General features: G+C 64.0%; 15 protein-coding genes, 1 pseudogene and 1 riboswitch. Of the genes and pseudogenes, 13 read left to right on the top strand and 3 right to left on the bottom strand.

Annotated elements, in window-relative coordinates; translation table 11 throughout:
- Window positions 1–67: 67 nt before the first annotated feature.
- The gene (gene aroC / locus AC07UC_RS27355; RefSeq protein WP_494908013.1) at window positions 68–1,174 is read left to right on the top strand and encodes a chorismate synthase; all 1,107 of its coding nucleotides are present in this window, start codon (window positions 68–70) and stop codon (window positions 1,172–1,174) included.
- Window positions 1,175–1,283: 109 nt separating this feature from the next.
- Window positions 1,284–2,384: a 3,4-dihydroxy-2-butanone-4-phosphate synthase gene (gene ribB / locus AC07UC_RS27350; RefSeq protein WP_494908012.1), complete on the top strand. Its 1,101-nt coding sequence runs from the start codon at window positions 1,284–1,286 to the stop codon at window positions 2,382–2,384.
- 57 nt (window positions 2,385–2,441) lie between these two features.
- On the opposite strand, the gene AC07UC_RS27345 is transcribed toward ribB, so the two are convergent.
- On the bottom strand, window positions 2,442–3,665 hold the full coding sequence (locus tag AC07UC_RS27345; RefSeq protein WP_140768932.1) for an MFS transporter: 1,224 nt from the start codon (window positions 3,663–3,665) through the stop codon (window positions 2,442–2,444).
- Window positions 3,666–3,785: 120 nt separating this feature from the next.
- On the opposite strand from AC07UC_RS27345, the gene AC07UC_RS27340 reads away from it, so the two are divergent.
- Window positions 3,786–4,394, top strand: coding sequence for a TetR/AcrR family transcriptional regulator (locus AC07UC_RS27340; RefSeq protein ID WP_202323355.1), 609 nt, complete (start codon window positions 3,786–3,788; stop codon window positions 4,392–4,394).
- Window positions 4,395–4,485: 91 nt separating this feature from the next.
- The gene (locus tag AC07UC_RS27335; protein ID WP_494908011.1) at window positions 4,486–5,469 is read left to right on the top strand and encodes a hypothetical protein; all 984 of its coding nucleotides are present in this window, start codon (window positions 4,486–4,488) and stop codon (window positions 5,467–5,469) included.
- Between the two features lie 122 nt (window positions 5,470–5,591).
- On the opposite strand, the pseudogene bluB reads toward AC07UC_RS27335, so the two are convergent.
- A pseudogene (bluB, locus tag AC07UC_RS27330) lies at window positions 5,592–6,176 on the bottom strand (5,6-dimethylbenzimidazole synthase); the annotation flags it as partial.
- Between the two features lie 92 nt (window positions 6,177–6,268).
- A riboswitch (cobalamin riboswitch) is annotated at window positions 6,269–6,464 on the bottom strand.
- A gap of 164 nt (window positions 6,465–6,628) precedes the next feature.
- Between bluB and AC07UC_RS27325 the strand changes: the two are divergent.
- The 6 genes from AC07UC_RS27325 (at window position 6,629) to AC07UC_RS27300 (ending at window position 11,608) form a co-directional block, all read left to right on the top strand.
- Window positions 6,629–7,555, top strand: coding sequence for a histone deacetylase family protein (locus AC07UC_RS27325; protein ID WP_140768926.1), 927 nt, complete (start codon window positions 6,629–6,631; stop codon window positions 7,553–7,555).
- A 3-nt stretch (window positions 7,556–7,558) separates the two neighbouring features.
- Window positions 7,559–7,810 carry an exodeoxyribonuclease VII small subunit gene (locus AC07UC_RS27320; RefSeq protein WP_056565628.1) on the top strand — a complete coding sequence of 84 codons (252 nt, stop codon included), beginning with the start codon at window positions 7,559–7,561 and terminating at the stop codon, window positions 7,808–7,810.
- Between the two features lie 112 nt (window positions 7,811–7,922).
- A complete protein-coding gene (locus AC07UC_RS27315; protein ID WP_379016910.1) occupies window positions 7,923–8,189 on the top strand; it encodes a DUF2277 domain-containing protein in 267 nt (88 codons plus the stop codon).
- Between the two features lie 40 nt (window positions 8,190–8,229).
- Window positions 8,230–9,150 carry a pirin family protein gene (locus tag AC07UC_RS27310; RefSeq protein ID WP_494908010.1) on the top strand — a complete coding sequence of 307 codons (921 nt, stop codon included), beginning with the start codon at window positions 8,230–8,232 and terminating at the stop codon, window positions 9,148–9,150.
- Between the two features lie 102 nt (window positions 9,151–9,252).
- Window positions 9,253–11,166 (top strand): 1-deoxy-D-xylulose-5-phosphate synthase, encoded by a 1,914-nt coding sequence (gene dxs / locus AC07UC_RS27305; protein ID WP_494908008.1) that lies wholly within the window; start codon window positions 9,253–9,255, stop codon window positions 11,164–11,166.
- 148 nt (window positions 11,167–11,314) lie between these two features.
- Window positions 11,315–11,608: a hypothetical protein gene (locus AC07UC_RS27300; protein ID WP_494908007.1), complete on the top strand. Its 294-nt coding sequence runs from the start codon at window positions 11,315–11,317 to the stop codon at window positions 11,606–11,608.
- On the opposite strand, the gene AC07UC_RS27295 is transcribed toward AC07UC_RS27300, so the two are convergent.
- Window positions 11,605–12,006: a GFA family protein gene (locus tag AC07UC_RS27295; protein WP_494908006.1), complete on the bottom strand. Its 402-nt coding sequence runs from the start codon at window positions 12,004–12,006 to the stop codon at window positions 11,605–11,607. The two genes, AC07UC_RS27300 and AC07UC_RS27295, sit on opposite strands and share 4 nt — an antisense overlap.
- Window positions 12,007–12,171: 165 nt before the next feature.
- On the opposite strand from AC07UC_RS27295, the gene AC07UC_RS27290 reads away from it, so the two are divergent.
- The 3 genes from AC07UC_RS27290 to AC07UC_RS27280 all read left to right on the top strand — a co-directional run bounded on the left by AC07UC_RS27290 (window position 12,172) and on the right by AC07UC_RS27280 (window position 16,704).
- A complete protein-coding gene (locus AC07UC_RS27290; RefSeq protein ID WP_202323348.1) occupies window positions 12,172–12,936 on the top strand; it encodes a TlyA family RNA methyltransferase in 765 nt (254 codons plus the stop codon).
- Complete coding sequence (locus AC07UC_RS27285; protein ID WP_494908005.1) at window positions 12,933–14,177, top strand: class I SAM-dependent RNA methyltransferase; 1,245 nt, start codon at window positions 12,933–12,935, stop codon at window positions 14,175–14,177. The genes AC07UC_RS27290 and AC07UC_RS27285 overlap by 4 nt, the downstream gene beginning before the upstream one ends.
- A gap of 136 nt (window positions 14,178–14,313) precedes the next feature.
- Window positions 14,314–16,704: a caspase family protein gene (locus AC07UC_RS27280; protein ID WP_494908004.1), complete on the top strand. Its 2,391-nt coding sequence runs from the start codon at window positions 14,314–14,316 to the stop codon at window positions 16,702–16,704.
- Window positions 16,705–16,900 lie beyond the last annotated feature (196 nt).

Below are 16,900 nucleotides of genomic sequence, written 5' to 3'. Positions count from 1 at the left end.
CCACCGCAAAAAACGCCAATAGAAGGCAGGCTTCAACCGGCTCGGCTGCCGGGCAGGGCAGTTTTCCATGTCTCACAACACGTTCGGCCATCTTTTCCGCGTCACCACCTGGGGCGAAAGCCATGGGGCGGCGCTCGGCTGCGTGGTCGACGGCTGCCCGCCCGGCATCCGCTTCACGCGGGACGAGATCCAGGCCGAACTCGACAAGCGCCGGCCGGGCCAGTCGCGCTTCGTCACCCAGCGCCGCGAGCCGGACGAGGTGAAGGTGCTGTCCGGCTTCGTCCTCGACGGGGACGGCCAGACGATGATCACCACGGGCACGCCGGTCTCGATGCTGATAGAGAATGTCGACCAGCGTTCGAAGGACTATGGCGAGATCGCACGCCAGTACCGGCCGGGCCATGCCGACTACACCTATGACGTCAAATACGGCATACGCGACTATCGTGGCGGCGGCCGCTCCTCGGCCCGCGAGACGGCCGCGCGCGTTGCTGCCGGAGCGCTTGCCCGCAAGGTCGTGCCGGGCATGGTGGTGCGCGGCGCATTGGTGTCGATGGGCGAGAAGTCGATCGATCGCGCCAACTGGAACTGGAATTTCATCGGTGATGCCGAGAACCCGTTCTTCACGCCTGATCCCGCCTCGGTTCCCGTCTTCACGCAATACCTCGACGGCATCCGCAAGGCCGGTTCGTCGGTCGGCGCGGTGATCGAGATCGTCGCCGACGGCGTTCCGCCAGGTCTCGGCGCCCCGATCTACGCCAAGCTCGACCAGGACATCGCCTCCGGGCTGATGTCGATCAATGCCGTCAAGGGCGTCGAGATTGGCAACGGCTTCGAGGCCGCCCGTATCACCGGCGAACAGAATGCCGACGAGATGCGCATGGGCAATGACGGCAAGCCGGTGTTCCTGTCCAACAATGCCGGCGGCATCCTCGGCGGCATCTCGACCGGACAGGCGATCATTGCGCGCTTCGCCGTCAAGCCGACCTCGTCGATCCTGACGCCGCGAAAGTCGATCGACAGGGATGGCAACGACGTCGAGGTAATGACCAAGGGCCGCCACGACCCCTGCGTCGGTATCCGCGCCGTGCCGATCGGCGAGGCGATGGTTGCCTGCGCGATCGCCGATCATTATCTGCGGCATCGAGGACAGACGGGGAAGGGAGGAGAATAGGGCAGTAAGGCAGTATGTTACGCTGCCTGCCGAAAGAGCCCAATTTTCCTTTTCCCTACTGCCTTACTGCCCTATTCCCCCTACTGCCCTGCGAGCAAAGCGAGCGCCAATGCCTTACGATCAGAAGAAGATTGTCGAAGCCATCCGAGCCTTCGAACGTGGCGAGATCGTCGTCGTCATGGACGATGACGGGCGCGAGAATGAGGGCGACCTGATCGTCGCCGCTGTTCACTGTACGCCGGAAAAGATGGCCTTCATCGTGCGCAACACCTCCGGCATCGTGTGCACGCCGATGCCGCGCGAGGAGGCCAAGCGGCTCAACCTGCAGCCGATGGTCGCCGACAATGATTCCGCCCACACCACCGCCTTTACCGTCAGCGTCGATTTCAAGCATGGCACGACGACAGGCATTTCGGCCGACGACCGCACGCTCACCGTGCGCAACCTCGCTAATGGCAATGTCGGCACCTCCGATTTCGTCCGTCCCGGCCACATCTTCCCGCTGATCGCGCGCGAAGGCGGGGTCCTGATGCGTTCGGGCCATACCGAGGCCGCCGTTGATCTCTGCAAGCTCGCCGGCTTGCCGCCGATCGGCGTCATTTCCGAACTCGTCAATGACGACGGCACCGTCAAGCGCGGCCCGCAGGTGCAGGCTTTCGCCGAAGAGCATGGCCTGAAACAGGTGTCGGTTGCCGACCTCATAGCCTATCGTCAGCGCAAGGAAACGCTGGTCGAGCGCGTCGCCTGCTCCGATATCGACACGCTCGGCGGCAAGGCGCAGGTCTTCACCTACACGCTGCCGTGGGACACGATGCATCACGTCGCTGTCGTTTTCGGCGACATCCGCGACGGCGAGGACGTGCCGGTGCGGCTGCATTCCGAGGATGTGGTGACCGACGTCTTCGGCACCAGCCATCGGCTGGACGGCATCATGAAGGCGATGGGCGAGCGCAAGCGCGGCGTCATCGTCTATCTGCGCGAGGGTTCCGTCGGCGTTGCGCATCAGGAACGCAAACGGCCGGCAAGCGGCGACCGCGAGGATCATGAAGAGGCCCGCCGGCGCGAGAACGAATGGCGCGAGATCGGCCTCGGCGCGCAAATCCTGAAGGACCTCGGCATTTCCTCGATCAACCTGATCGCCTCGCGCGAGCGCCACTATGTCGGCCTTGAAGGCTTTGGCATCCACATCGCGAAGACCGAGATTCTCTAGGCCATGTTCATATTCAGGTGAGGTCGGCCTGACCTGAACCTCGACATATCCCGGCGGTCACTCGGCCGGAACGGCGGCGGCGTCGCATCCCTCCAGTTCGCATTTGTGGGTGGCAAGGCTGCGCTGGCCAAGCAGCACGGTGATCAGCGCGATGGTGCCTGCGGCCACTGAAACCCAGAACCCGTTCTGGGCGCCGAATGCGTCCACCACGGCGCCGGCGGCGAAGGAGCCCAGCGCCATGCCGATACCGATCCCCGTGGTCACCCAGGTGATGCCCTCCGTCAGCATCGCTTCGGGCACATGCCGCTCGATCAGGCCGAAGGCCGTGATGAAGGTCGGCGAGATGGCCACGCCGCTGATGAAGACGGTGAGTGCCAGAAGCGGCACGGTGCCGGCCGTGAGCGGCAGCAGCGTGCTGACCGCGATGACGGCCACCGCGATGGCCAACTGGCGTTGCAGCGGTGTTTTCAGATTGAGCGCGCCGACAATGATGCCGAGCACGAACGACCCCAGCGCGTAGACGCCAATGACGAGGCTGGCGGCGCCGGGTTGGCCGAGTTCCTTGGTGATTGCCACGGTGCTGACTTCCGTCGTCGCGAAGGTGGCGCCGATGAAGATCAGGGCGAATGTGATGATCTGTACCGGGCGCAGGCGGATTGCGGAGCCGCTCGAGCCGTGACCCATCGGCCGCACTTGCGGCTCGGTCGATCGCTGCAGGATGAACGCCGTCGAGCCCAGGGCAAGGAACAGCGTGCTCGCCAGCATGCCCGCTTCCGGGAACAGGGCGGCACTCAAGCCCACCGACAGCGATGCACCGGCGATGTAGACCAACTCGTCCGCCGCCGACTCGAAGGCGAAGGCGGTGTTCATCTCGGGCCGACCACGGAAAATCTCGGTCCAGCGTGCGCGCACCATTGCCGGCATGCTGGGCATTGCGGCGGCCAGCAACGCCGACACGAACAGCGTCCAGACCGGCCAGTCCTGATTGGCCGATGCAATCAGTGCCAGGAATGCGAGCACGGAGATGATTGTGGTGGGCACGACGATCCGGGTCTGGCCAAGGCGGTCGACCAGTCTTGATATTTGCGGCGCCAGGAAAGCGTTGGCCAATGCGAATGTCGCCGAGACAGCGCCGGCCAGCCAGTATTCGCCACGCGTTTGCGACAGCATCGCCACGATGCCGATAGGCGCCATGGCGATCGGCAGGCGCGCCAGGAAACCGGCGGCAGCGAAGCCCTTGGCTCCGGGGGCGCGAAAGATCTCTGAGTAAGGGTTCTGCATGATCCGGTTCCTCGACAAAAGGCGCTCCGACAATTACATACGGAACGTATGAGAACTAGATAGACCATACGCAACGTATGTCAATTGGCATACGAGACGTATGTGAATAGGACCAGAAGCATGCACAGACCCCGCAAGGAGATGATCGCCGAGACGCGCGCCAAGCTGATCGCCGCGGCCCGCCAGGCCTTCGGGACGATCGGATATGCCGAGGCGTCGATGGACGATTTCACCGCATCCGCCGGACTGACGCGCGGCGCGCTCTATCATCACTTCGGCGACAAGAAGGGGCTGCTGGAGGCGGTTATCGCTGAAATCGACGGCGAGATGGCGGCTCGGGTGAACGAGGTCGCGTCGAGAGCGCCGACCCGCTGGCAGCGTTTCGTCGACGAATGCACCACCTATATCGAGATGGCGCTGGAGCCGGAAATCCAGCGCATCATGTTCCGGGATGGCCCTGCTGTGCTGGGCGATCCGGCACAATGGTCGAATGCCAATGCCTGCGTCGGCTCAATGACCGATCATCTGACCGCGTTGCAGGGGGAAGGTGTGGTCGTCCCGGGCGTCGACCCTGAAACGGCCGCACGGCTTATCAACGGGGCGAGCAGCCAGGCGTCGCAGCGGATCGCCAATTCAAACGACCCCGAAGCCACGTCGAGGAAGGTGGTGGCGGCGTTCAAGCAACTGCTTGAGGGTCTGCTCAAGGAACCGGGTCCGCAATCGAGCTGAAGTCCCGTCTGCGGCCTGGTGCCCGCCCATGATTGACAATCTTCGGTTAGAGCGCATCCTCCCCAGCCATCTCTGAGGGGAGATTCGGGGCATGTGGGATTTCGAGATCGGCAGGTCGGTGTCCATCATGATGCGGACCTGGCCTTTCATTGTCTTTCGCATGATCGTCTATTTCGGCATCACGCTGGCCTACATCATGGCGACCGGCACCGGCGCCTCGGTCGGCTATGGCGTCGGCCATATCTCCACCGATCCCGATGGGCCGCTGTCCTTTGCCCTGTGGGGCGGCGTGGTCGGTTTCGGTATCGTCTCTATCGCCGTCTACTGGATCCGCGAATACATCCTCTACGTCGTCAAGGCCGGCCATATCGCCGTCATGGTCCACCTGATCGACGGCCATGATGTCCCTGACGGCCAGAACCAGATCGCCTATGCCCGGCAGGTCGTGACCGAGCGTTTCGCCGAGGCCAACATCCTTTTCGTCGTCGACCAGCTGGTCAAGGGCGCCATCCGCGCCATCACCGGCCTGCTCGGCGGCGTCGCCGCCTTTCTGCCCATTCCGGGCCTGAGCGGCCTGGTGTCCTTCATCAACACGGTGATCCGCCTGTCGTTGACCTATGTCGACGAGATCATCCTCGGCTACAACATCCGCATCAACTCGTCCTCACCCTTCGAAGCCGCGCGGCAGGGCGTCGTTCTCTACGCCCAGAACGGCAAGACCATGGTCAAGAACGCCGTCTGGCTGGCGGTCATCATGTGGGGCGTGTCGTTCGTGATCTTCCTGCTGATGCTGGCGCCGGCCGGCGCCATTCTCTTCCTGATGCCCGGACAACTCGCCGGCTGGGCCTTCGTGCTGGCCATCGTCTTTGCCTGGGCCTTCAAGGCGGCGTTCATCGAACCTTTCGCCATCGCCTGCCTGATGCAGGTCTATTTCAGGACCATAGCCGGCCAGGTGCCTGATCCCGCCTGGGATGCGAGGCTGGCCGAGGCGTCGTCGAAGTTCCGGGAACTCAAGGACAAGGCGCTTTCCTCCTTCGGCGGCTCGCGCTGGGGCGCGGCCGGCGCGACGCGCTGATCGGCCGGGCAGGCGGTCGCCTGCGCGGTATCGACGGCGTTCAGGCACGCCACCGCTGACTTGAGCGGTGCCTCGCCTTGCCCGCAAAAGGTCTCGCTCATGATCAGTTCGGGCAGGGGCAGGCGCCGGCCCCAGCCGTGCGTTTCAAGGTCCGGTTTGGGCGCGAATTCGGAAACCCGGCCGACGCAGAGATAAGCGATCGGCGTTACATGGTCGGGAATGGACAGCAGGCTTTTCAGTGCCTGCGCCTCGATGATGCTGACCCAGCCGACGCCGACGCCTTCGGCGCGTGCCGCCAGCCAGAAATTCTGCACCGCGCAGACCGTGCTGTAGAGGTCCATCTCCGGATTGTGCCAACGTCCCAGTGGCGAGCCCTTCGAGCGCTGGCGGTCGCAGGTGATGCAGATGTTGAGCGCGCTTTCGCAGATGCCTTCCAGCTTCAGCTTGCGGTAAAGCGCCTGCCGTTCTTCCTCGATTTCGGGCAGTTCCTGTTCTCGCGCGGCGAGGAACAGATCGCGCACTTTCTCCCGTCGCGCGGCATCGCGGATGACGATGAAATTCCACGGCTGCATGAACCCGACCGACGGCGCGTGATGGGCGGCAAGCAGCAGCCGCGCCAGCACCTCATCGTCGAGAGGAGCAGGCAGGAAATGACTGCGCACATCGCGCCGCGTGAACATGGCGCGGTAGACCGCGTCGCGCGCCATCTGGTCAAATCCGTCGCTGACAGGAGCGGTCATAGCATCCGGCATCGCTTGTCCCCTTGCGATTGCAAACCATGTCCTCCGCCTGACCATGCGGATGACGGTGCCTGCCAGGCCGGTCTTCTGGCTCGGGATCAACCCGCGTCCGGTGCCTTCCCGTCATCGACAGTGGCATTTACCGGCGCGGTCCCCCTCACAGCGTTGGGCACGCCACGGAATTCAACCGTGTTCCCGATTCTCCCGCCAGAGCATTTGCAGCCAAGTGGAATCACTTGGCGCCGCAGAATGCGGCTAGACAAACAAACTGGCGGGCACCAGGCAGTGACGGCGACCTTATGCCGAAGTGTTCGCGGCGCCAATCCCCACAGCGACGCCAATGGACGCAGAAGCGATTTTCCCCAGCCATCGGGCCGCGACGCATGGCCATCGCGGCGTTGGGGCACTAGATAGGGACGATGGCCACTCGTCTCTACACGCATCCGATCTTCCTTGAGCACATCACGCCCCCCGGTCACCCCGAGCGGCCGGACCGCTTGCGCGCCATCGAGCGCGTGCTTGACGACGAAGCCTTTGCCGAGCTTGACCGCGTCAAGGCGCCTGAAGGCGACGAGGCCACCATCCTTTACGCGCATCCGGCCGATTTCGTCGCGCGCGTGCGCGCCGCCATCCCTGACGAGGGCATTGCCCGCATCGATGCCGACACCACCGCCAGCCCGAAGAGCTGGCAGGCGGTGATAACCGCGATCGGCGCTGCCAACGCGGCCGTCGACGACGTCTTCGCGGGCCGCGCCGACAATGTCTTCGTCGCCGCCCGGCCACCCGGCCACCATGCCGAAAAGACCACCGCAATGGGCTTTTGCTTCTTCAACACGGCGGCGATCGCGGCCCGCTATGCGCAGAAGAAGCACGGCGTCGAGCGTGTCGCTGTCGTCGACTGGGATGTGCACCACGGCAATGGCACGCAGGATATTTTCTGGGACGATCCCTCGGTGCTCTATTGCTCGACGCACCAGATGCCGCTTTATCCCGGCACTGGCGCAAAGAGCGAGACCGGCGCCGGTAACATCGTCAACGCACCACTGGCGCCGCAGACAGGCAGCGAGGTGTTTCGCGATGCCTTCCTGTCGCGCGTCCTGCCGGCGCTCGACAATTTCGCACCCGACCTGATTATCATTTCGGCCGGTTTCGACGCGCATCACCGTGATCCGTTGGCCGAGATCAACCTGACCGAGGACGATTTCGACTGGGCGACCGGCCAGCTGATGCAGCGCGCCGCCCGCCACAGCGGCAACCGGCTCGTCAGCCTGCTTGAGGGCGGCTACGATCTGCAGGGACTGGCATTTTCGGTCGCCGCCCATGTCGGGCGACTGATGAAAGGATGAATGATGGCTGCTGAGACCAACGAAGACGTCAAGGCGATGAGCTTCGAACAGGCACTCGACGCGCTGGAGAAGATCGTCGATGATCTGGAGCGTGGCGATGTGCCGCTCGACCAGTCGATCCGCATCTATGAGCGTGGTGAGGCCCTGAAGGCGCATTGCGACCGGCTGCTGAAGGCGGCCGAGGACAAGGTCGAGAAGATCAGATTGTCGCGCGACGGCAAGCCGGTTGGAACAGAGCCGCTCGACGCGGACTGAGGCATGGCCGCCAACCATGGTCTTGCCTCACCGGTTTTTGGACACGATCATGAGTGAGGATAAAACTCGTCCCGATTGAAACAGCTCCAGGACAAGAGGAGATACGGAAGCGATGTGCAGAAACATCAAGACCCTGTTCAATTTTGATCCGCCGGCAACTAATGACGAAGTGCGCGACGCAGCCCTTCAATTTGTCCGCAAGCTGAGCGGAACGACGCGGCCATCGAGACAGAACCAGCATGCGTTCGACCACGCCGTGGAGGCCATCGCGGCATCGGCGCGCGAACTTCTCGATTCGCTCGAAACCCACCAGCATCCGCGCAACCGCGAAGAAGTGGCCGCCAAACTGCGGGCAAAGGCGGCGATCCGCTTTGCCTGATGCCGCCAAAGCGGTCACCGAACGCTGATAAGGAGAGTTCATGAGCTTCTTCCCGGGGAAAGACCCTGAGGCCGGCGACGCCTTTGCCAGCGACCAGATCGAACTGATGGTCATCCCGAACGCCAAGGACATTGGCGGCTTCGAGGTCCGTCGCGCCTTGCCGACCGCCAGGAGGCGGCTGGTCGGGCCGTTCATCTTCTTCGATCGCATGGGTCCGGCGATCCTGCGTGCGGGCCAGGCGCTCGACGTCCGTCCGCATCCGCATATCGGCCTGTCGACGGTGACCTATCTGTTCGACGGCAAGATCAGGCATCGCGATTCGCTCGGTACCGAAATGGTCATCCAGCCCGGCGACGTGAATTTGATGACCGCCGGCCGTGGCATCGTGCACTCCGAGCGCACGCCCGAGGAATTGCGCGGCGCGCCGATGTCGATCTCCGGCCTGCAGACATGGCTGGCACTGCCGGACGGCAAGGAGGAAGTGGCGCCCGTATTCGAGAACACCGCTGCCTTGCGGCTGCCCGAGATCGATGCCGAAGGCGTCAAAGGCCGCGTTGTGATCGGTAACCTCCAGGGACTGCGTTCCCCGGTACGGGCCGACGCCGAGACCCTCTATGCCGATCTCAGGCTGGCGCCCGGCGCCAGCATAAAGATCCCGGCCGATGCCGAGGAGCGCGCCATCTACACACTGGAAGGCGAGGTCACGATTTCGGGTGACGTCTTCCCTGCTGAACGCCTGCTGGTGTTCCGGCCCGGCGACGAGATCATCGTGTCGTCGCAAACCGGTGCGCATTTCATGCTGTTCGGCGGCGCCTCCCTCGGCTCGCAGCGCTACATCTGGTGGAATTTCGTCTCTTCCTCCAAGGAGCGCATCGAACAGGCCAAGCAGGAATGGAAGACGGGCCGCTTCGATATCGTTCCCGGGGACGAGAAAGAGTTTATTCCGCTGCCGGAGAGCTGAGGAAAATCGGCGAGGGGACCTGCTTGATCCGCGTCGCCGACACGCATTTACTTTCGCAGGCTGGCGGCCTATCCCGCCGTTGAACAGAAAGCCCGAGCTCCCGTGAACGCAACGCCGCATACGCCGCTTCTCGACAAGGTCCGCATTCCGGCGGATTTGCGCGCGCTTGACGAGAGCGAACTGCCGCAACTGGCATCAGAACTTCGCCTCGAGCTGGTCGACGCGGTGTCCCGCACCGGTGGTCACCTTGGCGCCGGCCTTGGCGTGGTCGAACTGACGATCGCGCTGCACTATGTCTTCAACACCCCGGACGACCGGCTGATCTGGGATGTCGGCCATCAGGCCTATCCGCACAAGATTCTGACCGGCCGCCGCGATCGCATCCGCACGCTGCGCCAGGAAGGCGGCCTGTCCGGCTTCACCCGCCGCGCCGAGAGCGAATACGATCCCTTCGGCGCCGCCCATTCCTCGACGTCGATATCGGCAGGCCTCGGCATGGCCGCTGCCCGCGACCTCTCCGGCGGCCGCAACAATGTCATAGCCGTCATCGGCGACGGCGCCATGTCGGCCGGCATGGCCTATGAGGCGATGAACAATGCCGGCGCGCTCGATGCCCGGCTCATCGTCATCCTCAACGACAACGACATGTCGATCGCGCCGCCTACCGGTGCGATGAGCGCCTATCTGGCGCGGCTGGCCTCGGGCAAGGCCTATGCCGGCCTGCGCGACTTCGGCAAGAAACTGACGTCCTATCTCGGCAAGCGTGCCGATCGTGCGATTACAAGGGCGGTCGAGCATGCGCGCGGCTACGTCACCGGCGGCACCTTGTTCGAGGAGCTCGGCTTCTACCATATCGGCCCGATCGACGGTCACAATCTCGAGCATCTGATCCCGGTCCTGAAAAACGTCCGCGACAATGGCGAAGGCCCGGTGCTGATCCATGTCGTCACCCAGAAGGGCAAGGGCTACGCGCCGGCGGAAGCCGCCGCCGACAAATATCATGGCGTCAACAAGTTCGACGTTATTACCGGCGCGCAGGCCAAGGCGCCGGCCAACGCGCCGGCCTACACCAAGGTGTTCGCCGAAAGCCTGATCCAGGAGGCTCGTGAGGACGATCGCATCGTCGCGGTCACCGCCGCCATGCCGAGCGGCACCGGTCTCGACCTGTTCGGCGAAGTGTTTCCGGCCAGGACCTTCGATGTCGGCATCGCCGAGCAGCACGCGGTCACCTTCGCGGCGGGCCTGGCGACCGAAGGCTACAAGCCGTTCGCGGCGATCTATTCGACCTTCCTGCAGCGCGCCTACGACCAGGTCGTCCACGACGTCGCGATCCAGAAACTGCCGGTTCGTTTCCCCATCGACCGCGCCGGCTTCGTCGGCGCCGATGGAGCCACTCATTGCGGTGCCTTCGACACCACCTTCCTGGCAAGCCTGCCGGGCTTTGTCGTGATGGCCGCCGCCGACGAGGCGGAACTTCGCCACATGGTGCGCACCGCGGCAAGCTATGATGACGGCCCGATCGCCTTCCGCTATCCGCGTGGGAATGGCGTCGGCGTCGACATGCCGGAGCGCGGCTCGGTTCTCGAACTCGGCAAGGGCCGCATCGTCCGGGAAGGCACAAAGGTGGCGCTGCTGTCCTTCGGCACGCGCTTGCAGGATTGTCTGATCGCTGCCGAGGAACTCGGCGCGGCCGGGCTTTCCACCACCGTCGCCGATGCCCGCTTCGCCAAGCCGCTCGACGAGGATCTGATCCGGCGGCTGGCTCGCTCGCACGAGGTTCTGGTGATGGTGGAGGAGGGCGCCATTGGCGGCTTCGCCAGCCACGTGCTGCAGTTCCTCGCCCATGAAGGACTGCTGGAAAGCGGCCTTAAGGTGCGCCCGCTGGTACTGCCCGACGTGTTCGCCGACCACGCCAAGCCGGAAAAAATGTATGCCGATGCCGGCCTCGATGCCGCCGGCATCGTGCGCACCGTTTTCACCGCGCTCGGGCATACCGCCCGCGCCCAGCGCGCCTGAATCAAAACCTCAAGCGGTTGAATCAGTTTGCCGGCTTGATTTCATAACGCATTGTTAACACTGCCGTTTGGCGTTTTGCTTACCGTGTCTCTTGGCCGTTTTTCAACGACGCCCTGCTAGATCGACGTCAGGCAGGGAGACAATAACAATGAAGACGCTTTTGTGCGGCGTGGCGCTTTTAGCTATCATCGCAACACCCGCCGCTGCCGAGACGCGTTATGACCGCAATCTCGAAAAGGCGGCAGTGGGCATCGTCGCCGGCAAGATGGGCGATATCCGTGGCGGCTTCTCCTATAAGCAGGTGCCGCAATTGGTCGTGGTGTCGGAACCCGCGTCTGCGTCCATGGTTGCGGCTGAGCCTCCACGGGAGCAAGCTTCAGGGGATCGGCACGATGGCTTGTCTCCCGCCGTCGAGCGCCAGGTGTCGCGCACTATCTTCTAGAACCACATGTCGCGCACGCAGCGGCCATCGCGCGGCAGGTCGTCGTAAGTGTCGAGCCCATCGAAATGGTCGATCGGCAGATCGGCGACGGCCTCGGGTGGCGCCAGCCGCACATTGACGGCGATGCGTGTTCGACCGGAGGTATCGGCGCGCAGCCCGCGCCAGGCGAGCACGCAGGCGCAGGTCGGGCAGAACAGGATTTCGAGCGAAGGCGTATCCTTTCCGGCGCGCGTGTAGCTGGCCATCGGCCCCGCGACGCGAATACGCTCATCGACATAGTCATAGGCCCAGAGCACGCCATAGCGGCGGCAAAGCGTGCAGTTGCAGGCGGTGATCGGCCCGGGATCGCCCTCAAGGGTCCAGTGGGTTGCGCCACAGTGGCAGGTTCCCGTCAGCATTCGTTGTCCCCGGGTTCCGACGATGGAGGTTCTCCTCTTCGATTACCATTTTGCCGAACCCGATGCGATGCACACAAGCCGCGGCGCGGCCTGATGCGCTCGCCGCTCTTTGCTTGTTCGGCCCAATGTCCTTGCCTTCGCCGCCGGCTTTCGCCATGAAGGCCGATGAACTCGCCTCTGCCAGCCAGCACCCGCCAGCGGCTCGACGACCTGCTCGTCCAGCGCGGACTGTTTGCCAGCCGCTCGCGTGCCCGCGACGCGGTCGAGCGTGGCACGGTGACGGTCGATGGCTCCATTGCCCGCAAGCCCGGTCAGAACGTTTCGCCGCAATGCCTTGTTGCCATCGATGATCCGGCGCAAGGCTATGTCTCGCGCGCGGCGCTGAAGCTGATCGGCGGGCTCGACCACTTCAGCCTAGACCCAGAGGGCTGCGAAGCGCTCGACATCGGCGCCTCGACCGGCGGGTTTACCCAGGTGCTGCTCGAACGCGGCGCCTCCCATGTCACGGCGATCGATGTCGGTCACGGCCAGATACATCCTGATGTTGGTGGCGATCCCCGCGTGACGGTCATCGAGGGGCTGAATGCACGCGATCTCACCATCGCCGATCTTGCCGGCCGTGTTCCAGGTTTCATCGTCTCCGACGTCAGCTTTATCTCGCTGAAGTTGGCGCTGCCGCCGGCGCTCGCCATTGCGAAGCCTGGTGCCGCCGCGGTCTTTCTGGTCAAGCCGCAATTCGAGGCGGGTCGCGAGGCCATCGGCAAGGGCGGTCTCTTGAAAGACCCCTTCGATGCCGCCCGGGTCGCCGGCCTGCTGCAGGATTGGCTGGACGCCGTGCCCGGCTGGCGCTCGCTCGGCCTGCATCTGTCGCCAATCGAAGGCGGCGACGGCAATCGCGAATTCCTGCTCGGTGGAATCAAGGATCGATGAGCGCGCGCTTCACCATCAAAAAGCTTGGCGCCCAGGGCGACGGCATTGCCGAGACCGAAGGCGGCGATCTGTTCATTCCCTTCACGCTGCCCGGCGAGACCGTCACCGCCGCGCGCGAGCGGGATCGCGCCACGTTGATGGCGGTGCTGGAGGTTTCGCCGCTGCGCATAGAGCCGGCCTGCCGCCATTTCACGGAGTGCGGAGGCTGTGCCCTCCAGCATTTCGAGGCCGAAGCCTATCGCCAGTGGAAACGCGAGAAGGTGGTGCACGCCCTGAAGGGCAAGGGCATCGAGTGCGACATCGACGCGCTGGTTGCCTGCGCGCCGCAGACGCGACGCCGTGTCGTGCTTGCCGCGCGTCGCACCGATACAGGCATGCTGCTCGGCTTCAATCGCCATCTGTCGCCGGAAATCATTTCCATATCGGAATGTCCGATCTCGCTGCCCGAAATCGTCGGAGCGCTTGGCCAGTTGAAGGCGCTCGCCGACTTGATATGCGCCACCACCAAATCGTTCCGGATGGCCGTCACCGTGACGGGGTCCGGCCTTGATGTCGCGGTGCATGACTCCGGCAAGCTCGGCGAACACCAGCGCCGCATCGCGTCCAATTTTGTCCTTGCGCAAGGCTTTGCCAGGCTGTCCATCGATGACGAGATCATCATCGAGCCGAGAAAGCCCGTGGTGATGTTCGGCAGCGTTGCTGTCGCCGTGCCGCCGGGTGCCTTCCTGCAGGCAACCGAAGCAGCCGAGCAGACCATGGCCGAGATTGTCGGCAGACATCTGAAGCGCGCCAAGAAGATCGCCGATCTCTTCGCAGGCTGTGGCAGCTTTGCGCTCCGGCTTGCGGCGAAGTCGGAAGTCCATGCGGTGGAGGGCGATGCGGCGGCACTTTCGGCGCTCGACCGGGGATCGCGCTTCGCGACTGGCATCAAGCGGGTGACGGGCGAACGCCGCGACCTGTTCCGCCGACCCTTGACCTTCAAGGAGTTGAACGCCTTTGACGGCCTTGTCTTCGATCCGCCGCGAGCGGGTGCCGAGGACCAGTCGAAGCAGATCGCCCGCTCGGATGTTCCATTCGTTGCCGCGGTGTCCTGCAACCCGGTGACGCTGGCTCGCGACCTGCGCATCCTCCTCGACGGCGGCTACACCCTGAAAAGCGTGACGCCGATCGACCAGTTCCTGTGGTCGCCGCATGTCGAGGCGGTCGCCCTGCTGGAAAAGCCCAGGAAAAGGCGCGGCTGAGCCGGACAATGATCACGTTTTGTTGAAACCGGGCAATCGACCGCTCGATACTGAAAGACGCCGGATTAACGCCGCAAAGCCGCCTTTTTGCGCAAGCCTAGTCTGGGCTCTGGGGCGGAAGCATCTTACCTGACGGATGATCGTAATGCGGACGGTCTTGAAATTCCTCGCTTTCTTCCTCGCTCTCTCCATTTTGGCATTCGGCTCGACGGCCGGGGCGCTGGCGCAAGGTGAAAAGCGCCTTGCCTTCGTCATCGGCAATGCCGCCTATCCCGCTAGCGCGCTGACGACGCCGGCCAATGATGCGGGCTTGATCGCCCAGACATTGCAGGCGGCCGGGTTCGACGTGGTCGGCGCGCGTGACGTCGACCAGGAATCGCTGCGTGGCGCCTATCGCGATTTCCTCGCCAAGGTGACCGCAGCCGGCCCCGACGCGGTGGTGTTTGTCTATCTGGCCGGGCAGGGATTGCAGTTCGAAGGCGAGAACTATTTCGCGCCCGTCGATGCCGAGATCGCCAATGCGGCTGACGTGCCGATGGCCGCGGTGCGGGTTTCCGACCTCACCAAGCCGCTCGCCGCACTGCCGACGAAGGTCAACATCGTCGTGCTCGATGCGGCGCGGCCAAATTCCTTCGCCAAGTCGAACCAGCCGCTGGCCGGTGGCCTCGCACTGGTCGATCCCGACCCGAACATGCTGATTGCCTTCAACGCAGCCCCGGGCACGGTCGCGCCGGAAGGCAAGGGGCCCTATGGGGCCTATGCCCAGGCGCTTGCCGAGATGATCAGGGATGGTGGCCTGCAGCTGGGCGATGTGTTTGACCGCACACGGCTGCGGGTCAATGAAGTGACTGATGGCGCGGAGGTGCCTTGGAACGCCTCCAAGATCACCGATCCCTTTGTCTTCTTCGACCGCGGCCCGGATGCTCCGGCGCCGCAGGTCTCCGCCGCCGAGGTGCGTACCAACCGAACCAAGGAGATACGCGATTTCGACGCGCATGATGCCTATATCGCGGCTCTGGATCGCGACACGATGCGCGGCTACGAAGATTTCATCGTCGCTTATCCGCATGACCCGATGGCCAAGCGCGTGCGCGCGATCCTGGCGGCGCGGCGCGAGGCGATCACCTGGCGCCAGACCTGGCTCAGGGACACGCCCGAAGCCTATTGGTCCTATCTCGATCGCTATCCGCATGGCCCCCATGCCTGGGACGCCCGCCGCAGGCTCGAGCATTTCGACGCTGCCCTGGAGCCACCGCAGAATTTCGCGGTCTATGACTATGACGTGCCGCCGCCACCGCCGGAAGAGATCGTCTATGTCGACCGGCCCGTGCTCTATTTCGACGATCCGGAATTCGACTTCGACCCGCCGCCGCCCGTGGCGGTGATCTTCCTGCCGCCGCGGCCGCGCGACTTCATCGAATTGCCACCTCCGCCGCCGCCGGTCGGGATATTCGTGCTGCCGACGCCTGTCTTTGTGCCGGTGCCTACCTGGGTCAACCCGCCACACGACATCTTCCCGCCGCCGAACGACGTCATCTTCAACAACATCCACAACACCACGATCATCAACAACACGACGATCAACGAGACCAACAACCAGGGCGGTGGCCTCACCACCGGCCAGAAGCTGACTGCTGGCGCCGTGGGCCTGGGTGCTGCCGCCCTGGCGACCAAGGTGGCGTTGCCGGCTTTCCTGCAGAAAAAGGAAACCGTGCTGTCCAAACAGAACCCCGGCGGCCTGCCGCTGAAGCCGGGGCAGGGTGGCCAACAGCCGGGCGGTGCCAGGCCGCTGTCGAAGACATTGCCTGTCGACAAGCTGACAGGTCATGCCTTGCCCGGCGCTGACGGCAAGACCCTGCCGCTCGTCAATGGCAAGCCGGTGCTGAATGGACAGAACCTGCCCAACAACAAGTCCAGGAAGCTCTTGAACAAGCAGGTCACGGCAGGTGGAAACGCCGCCGTGACCGGCAACCCGGTGGTGAATGGGCAAAACGGGACCAATGGCCAGGGCAATGGGCAGGGCCAGAACGGTACCGGCAAGAAGCTCCGCAAGATCCCGGGCGTCAACGGCACGCCTGCGGCGAATCGAGCGAACAACCCATCGGCGCTCAATGGCCAGAATTCAGGCCAGAATCCGCCTAACGGCAAGTTCAGGAAACTTCACAATCAGGGCGGCGGCCAGACGAACGCCCAGGCCAACGGGCAAGGCAATGGGCTCAAGGGCGATGGCAAGGCTCCCAAATTCCACAAGTTACCTGCCAACGGCAACAGTGGTGGCAATGTCCAGCAGAAATTCAAGGTCAACAACGGCAACCCGCAGCTGAAAGTGCAGGGGCAGCCCAGGCCGCAGAGGCCGGAATTCCACGCCCAGCCGAGGCAGCAGGTGCAGCCCAGGCCGCAGAGGCCAGAGTTCCACGCCCAGCCGAAGCAGCAGGTGCAGCGGCAGGCACAGCCAAGGCCGCCGCAGCCGCCAGCTGCCAGGAAGCCGTCTTGCGGGCATCCCAATGAGCCCGCTTGCAAGAAATAGCGCATGTCCCCCAAAAGGTGATCCGCTTGGGTCGGGACATGCATAAGACAGAGGCTTGAAGCGCGTTGCTGGTCGCATGGTGTGGGGCGAGTCGGCTTTGCCGGCCGGCGGCAAAACATGGCGGGCCGCGGCGGCGACCTGCGATCAGATCACAACTGCGTGGTTGGCCACGGCCAAGATTGCGCAGTGCCTCGGC

The sequence above is a fragment of the Mesorhizobium sp. GW821-FHT04C10 genome, from assembly GCF_059420305.1.
The sequence above is the reverse complement of the archived record's forward strand: the minus strand, read 5'-3'. Positions and strand labels throughout refer to the sequence as shown.